The organism is Actinomadura logoneensis (assembly GCF_003428695.1).
In the GTDB taxonomy this organism is placed as follows: Bacteria; Actinomycetota; Actinomycetes; order Streptosporangiales; family Streptosporangiaceae; genus Spirillospora; species Spirillospora logoneensis.
Map to the genome: position 1 here is coordinate 1 of NZ_QURH01000324.1, position 16,155 is coordinate 16,155.

The following is a 16,155-nucleotide window of genomic DNA, read 5'->3' on the forward strand; positions in this document are numbered from 1 at the left end:
GTGGCCGAGCCGGTCGGAACGCCGGCCTCGGCCGGGCCCGCCACGGCCCGGCCGGACGGCCCGGACCAGGTGCCCGCGTGGCAGGCGATCCTGCGGGGGCTCGGCCCGCGCGGGCTGGCCCTGAAGGTCGGCGCGCCCGTGCTGGCGCTGCTGATCTCGCTGGGCATCACCATGATCGTGCTGCGGGTGTCCGGCGCGGACCCGGTCAGCTCGATCCAGTCGATGATCGACTACGGCACCACGTCCAACTCGATCGTGGACATCCTGAACCGCGCGACCCGGTACTACCTGTCGGCGATCGCGGTCGCCATCGGGTTCCGGATGGCGCTGTTCAACATCGGCGTGGACGGCCAGTACCGGCTCGCGGCGCTGCTGGCCGCCTCGCTCGGCGGCGCGGTCACCCTGCCCGCCCCGTTCGGGCAGATGCTGGTGATCGTCGCGGCGATGGTGATCGGCGGCGCGTGGGCGTCCATCGCGGGCCTGCTGAAGGTCACCCGCGGCGTCAGCGAGGTCATCTCGACGATCATGCTGAACGCGATCGCCACCGGCGTCATCGCCTACCTGCTGAACACCGACCGGCTCGCCGCGGACCGTCCGGGCAGCAACAACGTGGCCACCCCGGACATCCCGTCGTCCGGCCGGGTCGGCCCGCTGAACGGCTTCCTGTCGAGCATCGGCATCGACCTGCCGGGCCGGATGTACGGCCTGCTTCCGGTCGCGATCGTGGTCGGCGTCGTGTTCTGGGTCGTCATCAACCGGACCCGGTTCGGCTTCGACCTGAAGATCTCCGGGCTGTCCCCGACGGCGGCGCAGGCCAGCGGCGTCTCGGCGGGCCGGATGGTCGTCATCACGATGGTGCTGTCCGGCGTGGTCGCGGGCCTGATCGGGATGCCCGAGCTGCTCGGCGCGTCCTACAACTACTCGCTGAACTTCCCGGCGGGGCTCGGCTTCACCGGCATCACCGTCGCGCTGCTCGGCCGCAACCACCCGGTCGGCATCGCGCTCGCCGCGATCCTGTTCGCCTTCCTCGACCAGTCCTCGGACATCCTCCAGGAGGTCGACGTGCCGAAGGAGATCGTCGGCGTGATGCAGGGCGTGGTCGTGCTGACCGTCGTCATCGTCTACGAGCTGGTCCGCCGCTGGGAGATCCGGCTCCAGCAGAAGAGCGTGGCCAGCGAGCTCGCCGCCGGGCACACCGTCGCGGGGGAGGCCGCCAAGTGAGTACCGCCACCGTCGCGGAGAAGGTCTCCGGCGTGCGCGCCAAGCTGGACCTCCGCTGGCCGCACTACCTGATGATCGCCGGCGCGCTGCTGGTGCTGCTGTCGGCCGTCCGGGTGCTGGACGGCGCCGACGACGTCACCTCGTCCGGCACCGTCTCGGCCGCGCTGCGGCTGGCCGTCCCGATCTTCCTGGCCGGGCTCGGCGGCCTCTGGGCCGAGCGGTCCGGCGTGGTCAACATCGGGCTCGAGGGCATGATGATCCTCGGCACCTGGACCGGCGCCTGGGCGGGCTACCAGTGGGGCCCGTGGGCGTGCGCGGTCGCCGGCATCCTCGGCGGAGCGCTCGGCGGCCTCGTGCACGCGATCGCGACCGTCACGTTCGGCGTCGACCACATCGTGTCCGGTGTCGCGATCAACATCCTCGGCCTCGGCCTCACCCAGTTCCTGGCCGGCCTGGTGTTCAACACCGGCCACGCCAAGGCGCTGGGCGGCGGGCCGCGGCAGTCGCCGCCGGTGGACGCGATGCCGACGCTGACCGTCCCGTTCCTGTCCGGCGGGAAGATCGGCTCCTGGCAGTCCCCGGACTGGCTCGGCTCGGTCGAGAAGCACCACTGGTTCCTGGTGTCGGACGTCGCGGGAGTGCTGCGCGGCCTCACCGCGGGCATGTCGGTGCTGACCCTCATCGCGGTCCTGCTCGTCCCGGTCACGTTCTTCGTGCTGTGGCGGACGCCGTTCGGGCTGCGCGTGCGGTCCTGCGGCGAGGACCCGTACGCGGCCGAGTCGCTGGGCGTCAACGTGTACCGGATGAAGTACGCGGCCGTGATGATCTCGGGCGGCTGCGCTGGCCTCGCGGGCGCGTTCATGGTCACCGTGTCGTCCCTCTACCAGGACGGCCAGACCGGCGGCCGCGGCTACATCGGCCTCGCGGCGATGATCTTCGGTAACTGGCGTCCGGTCGGGCTCGCGTCCGGCTCGCTGCTGTTCGGCTACACCGACGCGATGAACGTCCGCGGCGGCGGCGACTCGGCGCACGCCCTGCTGCTGTTCGTGGCGGTCATCTTCGTCGCGGTCGCGGCCTGGCAGCTCGTCCGCGGGTCCCGGCTGCGTCCGCTGGTGACGACCGACCTGGAGCGGCGCACCGTGCGCGGCGCCTACGTCGCCGGAGCGCTCGCGCTGGTCACCGCCGCGGCCCTCGGGCTGTGGTTCGCGATGAGCGACGCCGTCCCCGGCGAGCTGGTCTCGACCATCCCGTACGTGACGACGCTGCTGGTGCTGGCCCTCGCCAGCCAGCGGCTGCGGATGCCCGCCGCCGACGGCCTCATCTACCGCCGCGGCGAAGCGCGCTGACATCCGGCCCGGGCCCGGCATCGCACCGCCGATGCCGGGCCCGATCCACGACCACCGAGTGGGAGCAATGCCTGATGAGTGAAATCGACTGGGATGTCCTTCGCGGCGCGGCCCGGGACGCGATGAAGCGGGCCTACGCGCCGTACTCGAGGTTCCCCGTGGGGGCGGCGGCGCTGGTGTCCGACGGCCGCGTCGTCACCGGGTGCAACGTCGAGAACGCCTCGTACGGGATCGGCCTGTGCGCGGAGTGCAGCCTGGTCTCCGCGCTGTACGGCCCGGACGCCGACCTCACGGGCGACCGCCCCCGGCTCGTCGCCGTCGCCGTCGTGGACGGCCACGGCGCCCCCCTCATGCCCTGCGGGCGCTGCCGCCAGCTCCTCTGGGAGCACGGCACCCCCGAGACCCTGCTGGAGTCCGTCTCCGGCATCCGGCCGCTGGCGGACGTCCTGCCGGACGCCTTCGGCCCCGACGACCTGATCACCCGCTCCTGAAAGAGGTCCCCGACGTGGACGCCATCGACGTCATCCGCGCCAAGCGGGACGGCCACGCGCTGTCGAACGAGCAGATCGACTGGGTGATCGACGCCTACACCCGCGGCGCGATCGCCGAGGAGCAGATGTCCTCGCTCGCGATGGCCATCCTGCTCAACGGCATGTCCCGGGCCGAGATCGGCCGCTGGACCGCCGCGATGATCGCCTCCGGCGAGCGGATGGACTTCTCCTCGCTCAGCCGCCCGACCACCGACAAGCACTCCACCGGCGGCGTCGGCGACAAGATCACCCTGCCGCTCGCCCCGGTCGTCGCGGCGTGTGGCGCGGCCGTCCCGCAGCTGTCCGGGCGCGGCCTCGGCCACACCGGCGGCACCCTGGACAAGCTGGAGTCCATCCCGGGCTGGCGCGCGTCCCTGTCCAACGCCGAGATGCTGGACGTCCTGGAGAGCACGGGCGCGGTGATCTGCGCGGCGGGCAGCGGCCTGGCCCCGGCCGACCGCAAGCTCTACGCGCTGCGCGACGTCACCGGCACGGTCGAGTCGATCCCGCTGATCGCGTCCTCGATCATGTCCAAGAAGATCGCCGAGGGGACGGGCGCGCTCGTCCTGGACGTCAAGGTCGGCTCCGGCGCCTTCATGAAGACCGTCGAGGACGCCCGCGAGCTCGCCGAGACCATGGTCGCGATCGGCACCGACCACGGCGTGCGGACGGTCGCCCTGCTCACCGCGATGGACCGGCCGCTCGGCCGCGCCGTGGGCAACGCCGTCGAGGTCGCCGAGTCCGTCGAGGTCCTGGCGGGCGGCGGCCCCGAGGACGTCGTCGAGCTGACCGTCCGGCTGGCCCGCGAGATGCTCGACGCCGCAGGGATCACCGGCAAGGACCCGGCCGACGCCCTGCGCGACGGCTCCGCCATGGACGTGTGGCGCCGCATGGTCGCGGCCCAGGGCGGCGACCCGGACGCCCCCCTGCCGCAGGCCGCCGAGACCCACACGATCACCGCGCCGTCCTCCGGCGTCCTCACCCGGCTGGACGCGTTCGCCGTGGGCGTCGCCGCCTGGCGCCTCGGCGCCGGCCGCGCCCGCAAGGAGGACCCGGTGTCCGCGGGCGCCGGCGTCATCTGCCACGCCCGGCCCGGCGACAAGGTCACCGAGGGCCAGCCCCTCCTCACCCTCCACGCCGACGACCCCGCCCGCTTCGACCGCGCCCTGGAGTCCCTGGAGGGCGGCTACGAGATCGGCACCACCGCCCCCGACCTGCTCCCCCTCATCATCGACCGCCTCTCCTGACCCCTTCGAACAACGCGGAGTAGGGCCTTCAGAGGTTGAAGCGGGTCTCGATGCCGTCGAGGACGGCGTCGAGGCCCGTTGCGAACTGCCAGTCGGCGTCGTCCTTGTGGGCGGCCTCGTGCAGGTAGCGGCGGTAGGTGGGGTAGCGGCCGGTCCCCATGAGGTAGGTCATGTGCGGGGCCATGCCGATGCGCAGGTCGGTGGGGGAGTCGAAGCCCTGGCGGCGCATGAAGCGCTGGTAGGTCAGCTCGGCCTCCGTCGCGCCCTGGGTGTAGAAGCCGACGGCGCGGTAGACGGCCATCATCGTGTCGGCGTCCAGGCCGAGGCCGTCCAGGGCGGACAGGGCGTGTTCCACGACGCCCACGCGGTGCGGCGACAGCGGGGAGAGCGTCGCCGGGAGCTCGGTCAGCCACGGGTGGGCGTGCATGAGCGCGCGGGTGCGCAGGGCGTGCTCGCGGAGGGTCTCCCGCCAGGTGGCGCCCCGGACGAGCGTCAGCTCGCCGTAGACGCGGTCGACCATGACCTCCAGCAGCTCGTCCTTGTTCTGGATGTGCCGGTAGGGCGCCATCGGCGCGACGCCCAGCCGGGTGGCCAGGCCGCGCATGGTGATCGCGTCCAGGCCCTCGGCGTCGGCGATGCCGACGGCGGTGTCGGCGATCCGGTCGAGGGTGAGCGTCTGGCGGGGTGCGGCGGCGGGACGCTCCAGGCGCTCCCACAGCGGCGGTAGGTCGGCGGGCATGTGTACATCGTATCTGGAGTAGACGACGTACACATCGATGTGTACGTTGTATCCCACTGGATACGTCGTACACATTCGAGGGGTTCCCATGATGAAGGTCGCGGTCATCGTCGGCAGCACGCGGGAGGGACGGTCCGGTGGCACGGTCGCCGCCTGGATCACCCGGCACATCGCGCAGCGGGACGACATGGAGGCGGACGTCGTCGACCTCGTCGCCACCCCGCTGCCGACCGTCCTGCCGGAGCTCGGGAGCCCGCCCTCCGACCCGGAGGCGCTGCCGCAGCTCGCGGCCGTGTCGCCGCGGCTGGCGGCGGCCGACGCGTTCGTCGTGGTGACGCCCGAGTACAACCGCAGCTTCCCCGCGTCGCTGAAGAACGCGATCGACTGGCACAACCGGGAGTGGCACGCCAAGCCGATCGGGTTCGTCTCCTACGGCGGCTTCTCGGCCGGGACGCGGGCGGTCGAGCAGCTCCGGCAGGTCTTCGGCGAGCTGCACGCCGTCACGATCCGGGACGGCGTCGGCTTCAACGGCGTGTGGGGCGCGTTCGGCCCGGACGGCGAGGCCGCGGACCCGGCCGCCGACGCCGCCGCCAAGAAGATGCTCGACCAGCTCGCCTGGTGGGCGGAGGCGCTGCGTACGGCCCGCGCGGCGCGGCCGTACGCGGCATGAGCGCCGCGGACGGGGAGGCCGGGTACGACCGGCTCGGGGTGTTCGGGCTGCTGCTCGGAATGTTCCTCGCCATGCTGGACGGCACGATCGTCGGCACGGCCCTCCCCACGATCGTGGGGGACCTCGGCGGCGTGCGGGAGCTGTCCTGGGTGGTGACCGCGTACCTGCTGGCGACCGCCGTGACGACGCCGCTGTGGGGCAAGCTCGGCGACCTCGCCGGGCGCAGGGGCGCGTTCATGGCGTCCGTCGTGGTGTTCCTCGCCGGGTCGGCGCTGTCCGGGATGTCGGGGTCGATGGCCGAGCTGATCGCCTACCGCGCCGTGCAGGGGCTGGGCGCGGGCGGGCTGATGGTCGGCGCGATGGCGATCATCGGGGAGCTGGTGCCGCCGCGCGAGGGCGCCCGGCTGCAGTCGATGATCGGCGTGATCGTGCCGGTCGCGTTCGTCGGGGGACCGCTGGTCGGCGGGCTGCTCACCGACCACCTCGACTGGCGCTGGACGTTCTACGTGAACCTCCCGGTCGGCGGCCTGGCGCTGCTGCTGGTCGCGACGCGGGTGCGGCTCGCGGCGCGGCGCGTCCGGGCGCGGGTGGACGTCGCCGGGGCCGCGCTGCTGACGCTGGGGATCGTCGCGCTGACGCTGCTCGGCAGCTGGGGCGGTGTCCGGTACGGGTGGACGTCCCCGCAGATCATCGGGCTCGCGGCGGTCGCGGTGGCGGCGCTGGCGGTGTTCGTCCCGGTGGAGCGGCGGGCCGCCGAGCCGATCCTGCCGCCCCGGTTGTTCGCGTCCCGTAACTTCGCGCTCGCACAGGTGCTGAGCTTCCTGGCGGGGGCGGTGATGCTCGGGCTGATGACGTACCTTCCGCAGTACATGCAGGTCGTGCGGGGCGCGTCCCCGGTCGGCGGCGGGATGCTGCTGCTCCCGCTCATGTTCGGGATGCTCGCCGCCCAGCTCGGCACCGGACGGATCGTCGGGCGGACGGGCCGCTACCGGTGGTTCCCCGTCCTCGGCGGCGCGCTGGCCGCCGCGGGCTCGCTGGTGCTGCTGCCGCTCGGGACGCACACGCCGACGGCCGCCGCGTCCGCGCTGACCGGGCTCGTCGGCGTCGGGATCGGCCTGCTGACCCAGTCCACGATGCTGATCACGATGTACGGCGCGGACCCGCGCGACATGGGCGCGGCCAGCGGTACGGTCAACCTCACGCGGACGCTCGGCGGCTCGCTCGGCGTCGCGATGCTCGGCGCGGTCTACACGGCCCGCCTGGACGCCCCCGTGAACCTCACGCCCGCGCAGGTCAGGGCGCTGCCGGAGGCGGGACGGGAGGCCGTGCGGGACGCGGTCTCCGCGGGCCTGCACGGCGTCGTGACCGGGTCGGCGGCGCTGGCGCTCGTGGCCTTCGCCGCCGCGTGGTTCGTCCGTCAGAGGGCCCTGCGCGGGACCGCCGAGCCGTTGCCGGATGCGGCCGAACCTGCGCGTTTGTGAAATATCACCGTTGACGCGGCGGGGGGCGGATCGCCAGGCTTCTCCTGATCTTCATTCCCCCAGAGGAGCTCACTTGCGCCTTTCCCGACTCGTCCCCGTCGCGGCGGTCCTGGGAGCGTCCGGCCTGGTGGCCGTGGCGCTGCCCGCGGCCGCCGCGCCGGAGCGCCCGCACGTGACCGTCAAGGACGGCCGCACCCAGCCGACGTTCTCCTTCCAGGACGCGATCCGGCAGCAGGTCTACGTCGAGACCGACGTGGACAGCGACCATGACGGCAAGAAGGACCGGGTGGCGGTGTTCGTCACCCGGCCCAAGGAGACCGACGCCGGTCTCAAGGTGGCCTCGATCATGGAGGCCAGCCCCTACTACGCCGGGCTGCAGGACCCGCCCTACCACCCGGCCGACGTCACCGACTACCCGCGCCTGTCGCCGTGGACGCCGCCGACCGAGCCGCCGGCTCCGACGAGCTACACGCGGATGTACTACGACAACTACTTCGTCTCGCGCGGGTACGCGGTGCTCGCCGCCGACACCCTCGGCACGGGGAACTCCGACGGCTGCCCGACGGCCATCGGCCCGAACGAGGTCAACGGCATGAAGAAGGCCGTCCAGTGGCTGACCGGCGACGCGAAGGCGTACGACGCGAACGGCGACGAGGTCAAGGCGAGCTGGTCCACCGGTGACGTCGCGATGGCCGGCAAGTCCTACGACGGGACGCTGCCGCTCGCGGCGGCCTCGACCGGCGTGAAGGGCCTCAAGACCGTCGTATCGGTGTCCGGCGTGGCGAACTGGTACGACTACTACCGCGCCAACGGCGGCGTCGTCGCCCCCGACGGCTACGAGGGCGAGGACCTCGACCTGCACGCCAAGGCCGTGCTGAGCCGGAAGAACCCGCAGGTCTGCGCCCCGGAGATCCACGAGCTCGAGAAGAAGATGGACCGGGTCACCGGCGACTACAACGCCACCTGGGACGTCCGGAACTTCGCCAAGAAGATCGGGAACTTCCGGGCCAGCGTCTTCATGACCGGCGGGCTGAACGACTGGAACGTCAAGCCGTCCGAGATGGCGCTGCTCTGGAACTCGCTCAAGAAGACGAACCTGAACCGCAAGCTCTGGCTGCACCAGGGCCAGCACGACGACCCGCTGGACGTCCGCCAGGGCGCCTGGCTGGACAGCCTGAACCTGTGGTTCGCGCACGAGCTGTACGGCGTGAAGAACGACGTCATGCGGCAGCCGAAGGTGGACATCGAGCGCAGCCCGGGCACCTGGGAGACCTACCGCGAGTGGCCCGCGCCGTCGGCGCGTCCCGTCTCGCTGGGCTTCACGCAGGGCGCCGACGGCGCCTCCGGCGTCCTCGGCGCGCGCGGCAAGGGCGGCGCCGGCTTCGTGGACGACCCGGCCCGCACCGCCGAGCAGCTGGTCACCGACGAGTCGAAGGCCGACCCGAACCGCCTGCTCTACGTCACCCCGGCGCTGAAGCAGGCCGTCAAGTTCTCCGGCACCGCGAACGTCAAGGTCCGCGCCTCGGTGGACGGGCGCTCGCCGTACCTGTCGGCGGTCCTGGTCGACTACGGCACCGACACCCGGCCGAAGGCCCTGGTGTCCACGCAGGACCGGTGGTGCTACGGCGACTCGACCCCCACCGACCAGGGGTGCCGCGCCGTCCGCAAGTACACGATGGCGACCGAGCCGTTCAAGATCGTGACGCGCGGCTGGACGGACATCCGCAACCGCGAGTCCCTGTGGCACCAGAGCCCCGTCAAGGCGGGCAAGTCCCACACCTACTCGTGGAACCTCGTCCCGGAGGACTACGTCTTCAAGGCGGGCCACCGGATCGGCGTCATGCTCGTCGCCACCGACCACGCGTACACGCTGCGCTACCCGGCCGGCACCCAGGTCCGCGTGGACCTCGGCCACAGCGGCATCACCCTGCCGCTGACGAGCGACATCACGGGCTGAGCCAGTGAGATTCCGCCGCGATCGTCCTTGGGCGGGCGGTCGCGCCCTGTCCGGGCGGTCGCGGCGGGTATCTTGCGGAGATGAACGAACGTCTGACTCTTGACGACATCAGGCGCGCCCCCAAGGTGCTGCTGCACGACCACCTGGACGGGGGACTGCGGCCGGAGACCGTCGTCGACCTGGCGCGTGAGGCCGGCTACGCCGACCTGCCCAGCACGGATCCGGCCGCCCTGGGGACCTGGTTCGAGGAGGCCGCGAACTCCGGGTCGCTCGAACGGTATCTGGAGACGTTCTCGCACACCGTCGGCGTGATGCAGTCGGCCGAGGCGCTGACCCGGGTGGCCTACGAATGCGCCGAGGACCTGGGCCGGGACGGCGTCGTGTACGCCGAGGTGCGGTTCGCGCCCGAGCTGCACACCCGCACCGGGCTGAGCCTCGAACAGATCGTGGAGGCCGTCCTGGACGGCTTCGCGCGCGGCGGACGCGACCACGGCATCCGGGTGGGCACGCTGGTCACGGCCATGCGGCACCAGGCCCGCTCGATGGAGATCGCCGAGCTGGCCGTCCGGTACCGGGACCAGGGCGTCGTCGGCTTCGACATCGCCGGCGCGGAGGCCGGCTACCCGCCCACCCGCCACCTGGACGCCTTCGAGTACCTGCAGCGGGAGAACGCGCACTTCACCATCCACGCGGGGGAGGGCTTCGGGCTGCCGTCGATCTGGCAGGCCATCCAGTGGTGCGGCGCCGACCGGCTCGGCCACGGTGTGCGGATCATCGACGACATCGAGCTGGACGGCGACGGGCTGCCGACGCTCGGGCGGCTGGCGTCGTACGTCCGCGACAAGCGGATCCCGCTGGAGCTGTGCCCGACGTCCAACATCCAGACCGGGGCGGCCAAGTCGATCGCCGAGCACCCGATCGGCCTGCTGCGGCAGCTGGACTTCCGCGTCACCGTGAACACCGACAACCGGTTGATGAGCGGCACGTCGGTGTCAGAGGAGTTCGCCAAGCTCGTGGACGCCTTCGGCTACGGCTGGGACGACCTGCAGTGGCTGACGGTGAACGCGATGAAGTCGGCGTTCATCTCCTTCCCGGAGCGGCTGGAGCTGATCAACCGCGTCATCAAGCCCGGCTTCGCCGAACTGAAGGCCGAACAGGCGGACTGAGCCCGCTCGACCCCGGGCCTCGGTGGCCCGGGGTAAGGGCGGCACGGGCAGGGCGGTGCCGGACGGCGTGAGCACGGCGGTCGCGGTGGCATGATCTGAGCCATGACCCCGCTCTACACCGCCCGGTCGCCCGTCGCGCGGGCCGCGGCCTGGGCCTGGGTGGCCTTCACCGTGCTGAACCTGCTGGACCTGGGCCTCGGGCTGACCGGGAAGCCCGCCCGGGACGCCACCGGCGCGGTGATGGCCGCCCTGCTGCTGCTCGGCTGCGGCATCGCGTACGTGCTCGGGCTGCGGCCGGCGATCGTCGCCGACGAGGCCGGGGTCACCCTGCGCAACCCGCTGCGCGACGTCCGGGCGCCGTGGCGGTCGGTCCGAAGGGTGGAGGGCCGCGACGCCGTGGTCGTCACGTTCGCCCAGGCGGACGGCGCGGAACGGTCGGTGCGCGCCTGGGTCCTGCAGACCTCGCCGCGCTCCGCCGCCAAGGCCGAGGCGCGCACCCAGCGGGAGGCCGCCAAGCTGCCGAAGGGCGCGGCGACCGCGCTGAAGGGCCGCACGCCCACGATGTTCGCGATCGACCAGCTGAACGAGATCGCCGAGCGGGAGCGGCCCAGGAGCGACGAGGACGCCACGACCGGGACCGTCGCGTGGTCCCCGGTGGCCGTGGCGTCCCTGGCCGTCCCGTTCGTCCTGCTGCTGGTGGTCGTCGCCGTCCTCTAGGCGAGCAGCGCCGCCACGGCCTGGCGGAGTGCCGTCAGATCGGCGTCCGCGCGGGCGCGGGCCGCGTCCACGTCGTCCCCGGCGGGGCGGACGACCTCCAGGTAGCACTTGAGCTTCGGCTCGGTCCCGGACGGGCGGACGACGACGCGCGCGCCGTCCAGCCGGAACCGCAGGCCGTCCGTCGGCGGCAGGCCGTCGGCGCCCCGGGCGAGGTCGTCGACCGCCTCGACGGGACGTCCGGCCAGCTCCTTGGGCGGCTCGGCGCGCAGCCGCGCCATCATGCCGGTGATCAGCGACAGGTCGTCCACCCGGACCGACAGCTGCGCGGTGGCGTGCAGCCCGTACCGGCGGGCCTGGTCGTCCAGCAGGTCGAGCAGGGTCCGCCCGTCCCGGCGGGCCTCGGCGGTCAGCGCGGCGGCGGCCACGGCGGCGCTGACGCCGTCCTTGTCGTGGACGACCACGCCGTCCTCGGCGCCGACGCTGTAGCCGAGCGCCTCCTCGTAGCCGAAGACCAGCCGGCCCTCCGCCTTCATGATCCACTTGAAGCCGGTGAGGGTCTCGGCGAACCGCACCCCGTGGCCGCGCGCGATCGCGCCCAGCAGCGACGACGACACGATCGTGGTGACCACCAGGCGGTCGTCGCCGGAGGTGTGCCGCAGGACGTGCTCGGCGAGCAGCCCGCCCACCTCGTCGCCCGTCAGCGCCCGCCAGCCGCCGTCCCGCGTCGGGACGGCCAGCGCGAGCCGGTCCGCGTCCGGGTCGTTGGCGACCACCAGGTCGGCGCCGGTCCGGGCGGCCAGCGCGAGGACGAGGTCCATCGCGCCCGGCTCCTCCGGGTTCGGGAACGCGACGGTCGGGAAGTCCGGGTCGGGCTCGGCCTGCTCGGCGACCACGGCGGGCGCCGGGATCCCGGCCCGCTCGAACGCCCGCAGCAGGACGTCCCGCCCGACGCCGTGCATCGGGGTGTAGGCGACCTTCAGCCCGGCGGCGTCCGCGACCGGCAGCACCGACAGCGCGTCCAGGTACGCCTCGACGATCTCGTCGCCGAGCACCGTCCAGCCCTCGCCGAGCGGCAGCTCGTCCACCCGGCCGACCGCGTCGATCGCCGCGGAGATCTCCCGGTCCACGGGCGGCACGATCTGCGCGCCGTCCGACCAGTACACCTTGTAGCCGTTGTCGCGCGGCGGGTTGTGGCTGGCGGTGACCATCACCCCGGCCGCCGCGCCCAGGTGCCGGACGGCGAACGCCAGCACCGGGGTCGGCAGCGGCCCCGGCATCAGCCAGGCGCGCAGCCCCGCCCCGGTGACCACGGCCGCGGTGTCCTCGGCGAACCGGCGCGAGTTGTGCCGCGCGTCGAAGCCGATCACCACACCGGACCCGGCGGGCAGCCGCGCGGCCAGCCCGGCGGCGGCGCGCATCACCGTCACCCGGTTCATCCGGTTCGGGCCCGCGCCCAGCTCGCCGCGGAGCCCGGCCGTCCCGAACTCCAGCCGCGCCCCGAACCGGTCGCGCAGCGCGTCCTCGTCGTCCAGCAGCGCGGCCAGCTCGGCGCGCGTCTCGGGATCGGGGTCCTGGGCGAGCCACAGCTCGGCCAGCTCCCGCATCGGGGTCGGCGCGCCGGTCATGCCTTCGCCAGCACGTCCGCGAGCAGGCGGCCCATGCGGGACGCGGCGGCGCGCCCGGCCTCCAGCACCTCCTGGTGGTCCAGGAGCTTGTCGCTCAGCCCGGCGGCGATATTGGTGACCAGGGAGATCCCCAGCACCTCCGCGCCGCCCTGGCGCGCCGCGATCGTCTCCAGCACGGTCGACATCCCGATCATGTCCGCGCCCATCGTGCGCAGCATCCGGATCTCGGCCGGGGTCTCGTACGTCGGGCCGCGGAACGCCGCGTACACGCCCTCGGCGAGCGTCGGGTCGGCGGCCAGCGCCAGCTCCCGCAGCCGCTTGGAGTACGCCTCGGTCAGGTCCAGGAAGGTGGCGCCGGTCAGCGGGTTCGCGCCGGTCAGGTTGAGGTGGTCGGAGATCAGCACGGGGTCGCCGACCGACTGGGTCTCGGGCCGCAGCCCGCCCGCCGCGTTCGTCAGCACCACCGTCCGCACCCCGGCGGCCAGCGCCGTCCGGACGCCGTGCACGACCGGGTCCACGCCGCGGCCCTCGTACAGGTGGGTGCGGCCGAGGAACACCAGGCAGCGCCGGCCGCCGACCTCCACGACCCGGATCCGGCCCGCGTGCCCCGCCACCGCGGGGACGGCGAAACCGGGCAGGTCGGTCACCGGGATCTCCGTGACGGGCTCGCCCAGCTCGTCCGCCGCCGGGACCCATCCCGAGCCCATCACCAGGGCCACGTCGAAGGCGTCGAACCCGGTCTTCCGGCGGATCTCACGTGCGGCGGCGTCCGCCACCGCAAAAGCGTCGTTGCTCACGATCCGACATTACCGGCCGAGATCACCGCGCCGAACGGCACTCGGCCCCTCTTCGCGGGCCGCCCCCGGCCCTCGCCGACGCCGGACGGCCCTCGCGTGGGGGATCGGGGCGGGTCAGTCGCCCAGGGACTTGCAGGGCCGCTCGCGCAGGGCCTTGACGTAGTCGTCCGGCGCGCCCGCCTTCTCCGCGGCGTCGGCGAGGATACCGAGGTACCGCGCGGAGGGGAGGCCGCCCTCGTAGTCGTCCAGGACGTAGACCCACGCCAGCACGTCCCCGTCCAGGGTGTGCACCCGGACCCGGGTCTTGCGGTAGACGCCGAGCGCCGCGCCCTCCCACGCGTCGAGCTCCTGCTCGTCCCAGGACGGCACGTCGTACAGCACGACGAACACCTGCTCGGAGCGGTCCTCGACGACGGTGGCGAGCGCCCCGTCCCAGCCCTTGTCCTGGCCCCCGAAGGTCAGCCGCCAGCCGGACAGCCACCCCGTCCCGCGCATCGGCGAGTGCGGGGCCCGGGCCGCCATCTGGTCATGGTCCATATTGGAGGCGTACGCCGCGTACAGTGCCACGACCGCCAAGCGTACGCCCCTCCATACCGGGCCCGGGTCCGAGCATCGCGGACGGTGGAGAACAATAGAGACGTGACGCGCATTGTGATCATCGGAGGAGGCCCAGGCGGCTACGAGGCCGCCCTCGTCGCCGCGCAGCTCGGCGCGGACGTGACCGTCGTGGAGCGCGACGGGCCGGGCGGCGCCTGCGTGCTGTCCGACTGCGTGCCGTCCAAGACGCTGATCGCGACGTCCACCCGGATGGCGGTGATGGGCGAGTCGTCGGCCCTCGGCCTGCGGTTCAGCGGCGGGCCGGACGGCATCGTCGGCGGCCTCGAGGTCGACCTCGCCACCGTGAACAAGCGCGTCAAGGACCTCGCCCGCGCCCAGTCGTTCGACGTGGCCGAGCGCCTCGCCTACGAGGAGGTCAAGATCGTCCGGGGCGAGGCGCGGCTGGTCGAGCCGCACGTCGTCGCGGTCGGCGACCGGCGCATCCGGGCCGACATCATCCTGCTCGCCACCGGCGCGACGCCGCGCGTCCTGCCGAGCGCCGAGCCGGACGGCGAGCGCATCCTCACCTGGCGCCAGCTCTACGACCTGCCCGAGCTCCCCGAGCACCTGATCGTCGTCGGGTCCGGCGTGACCGGCGCCGAGCTCGCCGGGGCCTACCTGTCGCTCGGCTCCAAGGTCACCCTGGTCTCCTCGCGCGACCGCATCCTGCCCACCGAGGACGCCGACGCCGCCTCCGTGCTGCAGGAGGTCTTCCTCCGCCGCGGCATGAAGGTCATGTCCCGCTCCCGCGCCGCCGGGGCCGAGCGCACCGGCGACGGCGTGACCGTGACCCTCGAGGACGGCACGAAGATCGAGGGCTCGCACTGCCTGATGACCGTCGGCATGATCCCCAACACGGCCGGGATCGGCCTGGAGGACGTCGGCGTCGCCCTCGACAGCCGCGGCTTCGTCGTGGTCGACAAGGTCTCCCGGACGTCCGTCCCGCACATCTACGCCTCCGGCGACTGCACCGGGGTGCTCATGCTCGCCTCGGTCGCGGGCATGCAGGGCCGCATCGCCATGTGGCACGCCCTCGGCGAGGCCGTCCAGCCGCTGAAGCTCGGCTGGGTCTCGTCCAACATCTTCACCGACCCCGAGGTCTCCTCCGTCGGCGTCACCCAGCACATGGTCGACACCGGCGAGGTCAACGCCCGCACGGTCATGCTGCCCCTGTTCACCAACGCGCGCGCCAAGATGCAGGGCTTCGAGGACGGCTTCGTCAAGCTGTTCTGCCGCCCCTCCACCGGCATCGTCCTCGGCGGTGTCATCGTGGCCCCGCGCGCGTCGGAGCTGATCCTGGGCGTCTCCCTGGCCGTCCAGCAGCACCTCACGGTCGACCAGGTGGCCCACACGTTCGCCGTCTACCCGTCCCTGTCGGGCTCGATCACCGAGGCGTCCCGCCGCCTGATGTCCGAACACGCCTTCTGACCCGCCCGCCCGCCTCACGCCGAACGGCTCGTCCCGCAGGGGACGAGCCGTTCCGCATCCAGGGCCGTTCCGCATCCAGGGCCGTTCCGCTTCCAGGGCCGTTCAGCGTTCCGGCGTGGTCACGTAGCGAGCCGCAAGGCGAGCGGAGTGGGCCGGGACTTTGAAACGCGGAGTTGGGCGGGACTTGAAAGCCCGCCTAACGGCGTTCGCCGCGCGGGTCCTCGAGGCCGTGGCGGTGCAGGCGGGCGCGGCGGAGGTCGTCCGAGCTGACGGCGACGGTGAGCGTGCTGGCCAGGAAGGCGAGCAGCGCGACCATGCCGCGCAGCCACCAGGGGCCGGGCAGCAGGCACAGCGTGAGGCAGACCGGGATCATCAGCGCGACGTGCCGCAGCAGCAGCCGCGCCCGCCAGCCGACGTCCGTGAGGTCGTGCCGCACCCACTCGCGGTTCTCCGGCGGCAGCCGGAAACCCAGCGTGTACCGCACGCGTCCCAACGGGCCGGGATCGCCCGGCAGACGTGTCATGGTCGTCCCATCCATCCCGCCACAGGTTATGTGCCCGCCCGGACGGCCCCCGCACCATCCGCCGGAGGGGGCGGGAAACGGGTCCGGCCCGCGTCCTCGGGGGACGCGGGC

At 73.0% G+C, this 16,155-nt stretch carries 15 protein-coding genes; 10 read left to right on the top strand and 5 right to left on the bottom strand.

Annotated elements, in window-relative coordinates:
- From DZF91_RS20515 to DZF91_RS20530, 4 genes are all read left to right on the top strand, one after another.
- Positions 1-1,221 (top strand): ABC transporter permease (locus DZF91_RS20515; RefSeq protein WP_328589191.1); only part of this gene is annotated, 1,221 nt, incomplete at its 5' end.
- A complete protein-coding gene (locus tag DZF91_RS20520) occupies positions 1,218-2,567 on the top strand; it encodes an ABC transporter permease (protein WP_199486758.1) in 1,350 nt (449 codons plus the stop codon). The genes DZF91_RS20515 and DZF91_RS20520, both read left to right, overlap by 4 nt.
- Before the next feature lie 74 nt (positions 2,568-2,641).
- Entirely contained in the window at positions 2,642-3,058 is a 417-nt protein-coding gene (locus DZF91_RS20525) for a cytidine deaminase (protein WP_117359075.1), read from the top strand.
- Positions 3,059-3,072: 14 nt separating this feature from the next.
- Positions 3,073-4,344 (top strand): thymidine phosphorylase, encoded by a 1,272-nt coding sequence (locus DZF91_RS20530; RefSeq protein ID WP_117359076.1) that lies wholly within the window; start codon positions 3,073-3,075, stop codon positions 4,342-4,344.
- Between the two features lie 28 nt (positions 4,345-4,372).
- Here the strand turns inward: DZF91_RS20530 and DZF91_RS20535 are convergent, their stop codons facing one another.
- On the bottom strand, positions 4,373-5,083 hold the full coding sequence (locus tag DZF91_RS20535) for a TetR/AcrR family transcriptional regulator (RefSeq protein WP_117359077.1): 711 nt from the start codon (positions 5,081-5,083) through the stop codon (positions 4,373-4,375).
- Positions 5,084-5,171: 88 nt separating this feature from the next.
- Here DZF91_RS20535 and DZF91_RS20540 point away from each other — a divergent pair, with 88 nt between their 5' ends.
- The 5 genes from DZF91_RS20540 (at position 5,172) to DZF91_RS20560 (ending at position 11,074) form a co-directional block, all read left to right on the top strand.
- The gene (locus DZF91_RS20540; protein ID WP_199486759.1) at positions 5,172-5,753 is read left to right on the top strand and encodes an NADPH-dependent FMN reductase; all 582 of its coding nucleotides are present in this window, start codon (positions 5,172-5,174) and stop codon (positions 5,751-5,753) included.
- Positions 5,750-7,234 carry an MDR family MFS transporter gene (locus DZF91_RS20545; protein ID WP_117359087.1) on the top strand — a complete coding sequence of 495 codons (1,485 nt, stop codon included), beginning with the start codon at positions 5,750-5,752 and terminating at the stop codon, positions 7,232-7,234. The genes DZF91_RS20540 and DZF91_RS20545 overlap by 4 nt, the downstream gene beginning before the upstream one ends.
- A 73-nt stretch (positions 7,235-7,307) precedes the next feature.
- Positions 7,308-9,191: a Xaa-Pro dipeptidyl-peptidase gene (locus DZF91_RS20550; RefSeq protein WP_158587989.1), complete on the top strand. Its 1,884-nt coding sequence runs from the start codon at positions 7,308-7,310 to the stop codon at positions 9,189-9,191.
- Between the two features lie 80 nt (positions 9,192-9,271).
- Complete coding sequence (locus tag DZF91_RS20555; RefSeq protein WP_117359080.1) at positions 9,272-10,357, top strand: adenosine deaminase; 1,086 nt, start codon at positions 9,272-9,274, stop codon at positions 10,355-10,357.
- A gap of 102 nt (positions 10,358-10,459) precedes the next feature.
- Positions 10,460-11,074, top strand: a complete 615-nt coding sequence (locus DZF91_RS20560; RefSeq protein WP_117359081.1) for a PH domain-containing protein — start codon at positions 10,460-10,462, stop codon at positions 11,072-11,074.
- On the opposite strand, the gene DZF91_RS20565 is transcribed toward DZF91_RS20560, so the two are convergent.
- The 3 genes from DZF91_RS20565 to DZF91_RS20575 all read right to left on the bottom strand — a co-directional run bounded on the left by DZF91_RS20565 (position 11,071) and on the right by DZF91_RS20575 (position 14,063).
- Complete coding sequence (locus tag DZF91_RS20565) at positions 11,071-12,699, bottom strand: phospho-sugar mutase (RefSeq protein WP_407920922.1); 1,629 nt, start codon at positions 12,697-12,699, stop codon at positions 11,071-11,073. The two genes, DZF91_RS20560 and DZF91_RS20565, sit on opposite strands and share 4 nt — an antisense overlap.
- Positions 12,696-13,496 carry a purine-nucleoside phosphorylase gene (locus DZF91_RS20570; RefSeq protein WP_117359082.1) on the bottom strand — a complete coding sequence of 267 codons (801 nt, stop codon included), beginning with the start codon at positions 13,494-13,496 and terminating at the stop codon, positions 12,696-12,698. The genes DZF91_RS20565 and DZF91_RS20570 overlap by 4 nt, the downstream gene beginning before the upstream one ends.
- Positions 13,497-13,610: 114 nt before the next feature.
- Positions 13,611-14,063 (bottom strand): gamma-glutamylcyclotransferase, encoded by a 453-nt coding sequence (locus DZF91_RS20575; RefSeq protein WP_117359089.1) that lies wholly within the window; start codon positions 14,061-14,063, stop codon positions 13,611-13,613.
- 72 nt (positions 14,064-14,135) lie between these two features.
- On the opposite strand from DZF91_RS20575, the gene DZF91_RS20580 reads away from it, so the two are divergent.
- A complete protein-coding gene (locus tag DZF91_RS20580) occupies positions 14,136-15,521 on the top strand; it encodes an NAD(P)H-quinone dehydrogenase (protein ID WP_117359083.1) in 1,386 nt (461 codons plus the stop codon).
- Positions 15,522-15,717: 196 nt separating this feature from the next.
- On the opposite strand, the gene DZF91_RS20585 is transcribed toward DZF91_RS20580, so the two are convergent.
- Positions 15,718-16,044 carry a DUF5313 family protein gene (locus DZF91_RS20585; protein WP_147341232.1) on the bottom strand — a complete coding sequence of 109 codons (327 nt, stop codon included), beginning with the start codon at positions 16,042-16,044 and terminating at the stop codon, positions 15,718-15,720.
- Positions 16,045-16,155 lie beyond the last annotated feature (111 nt).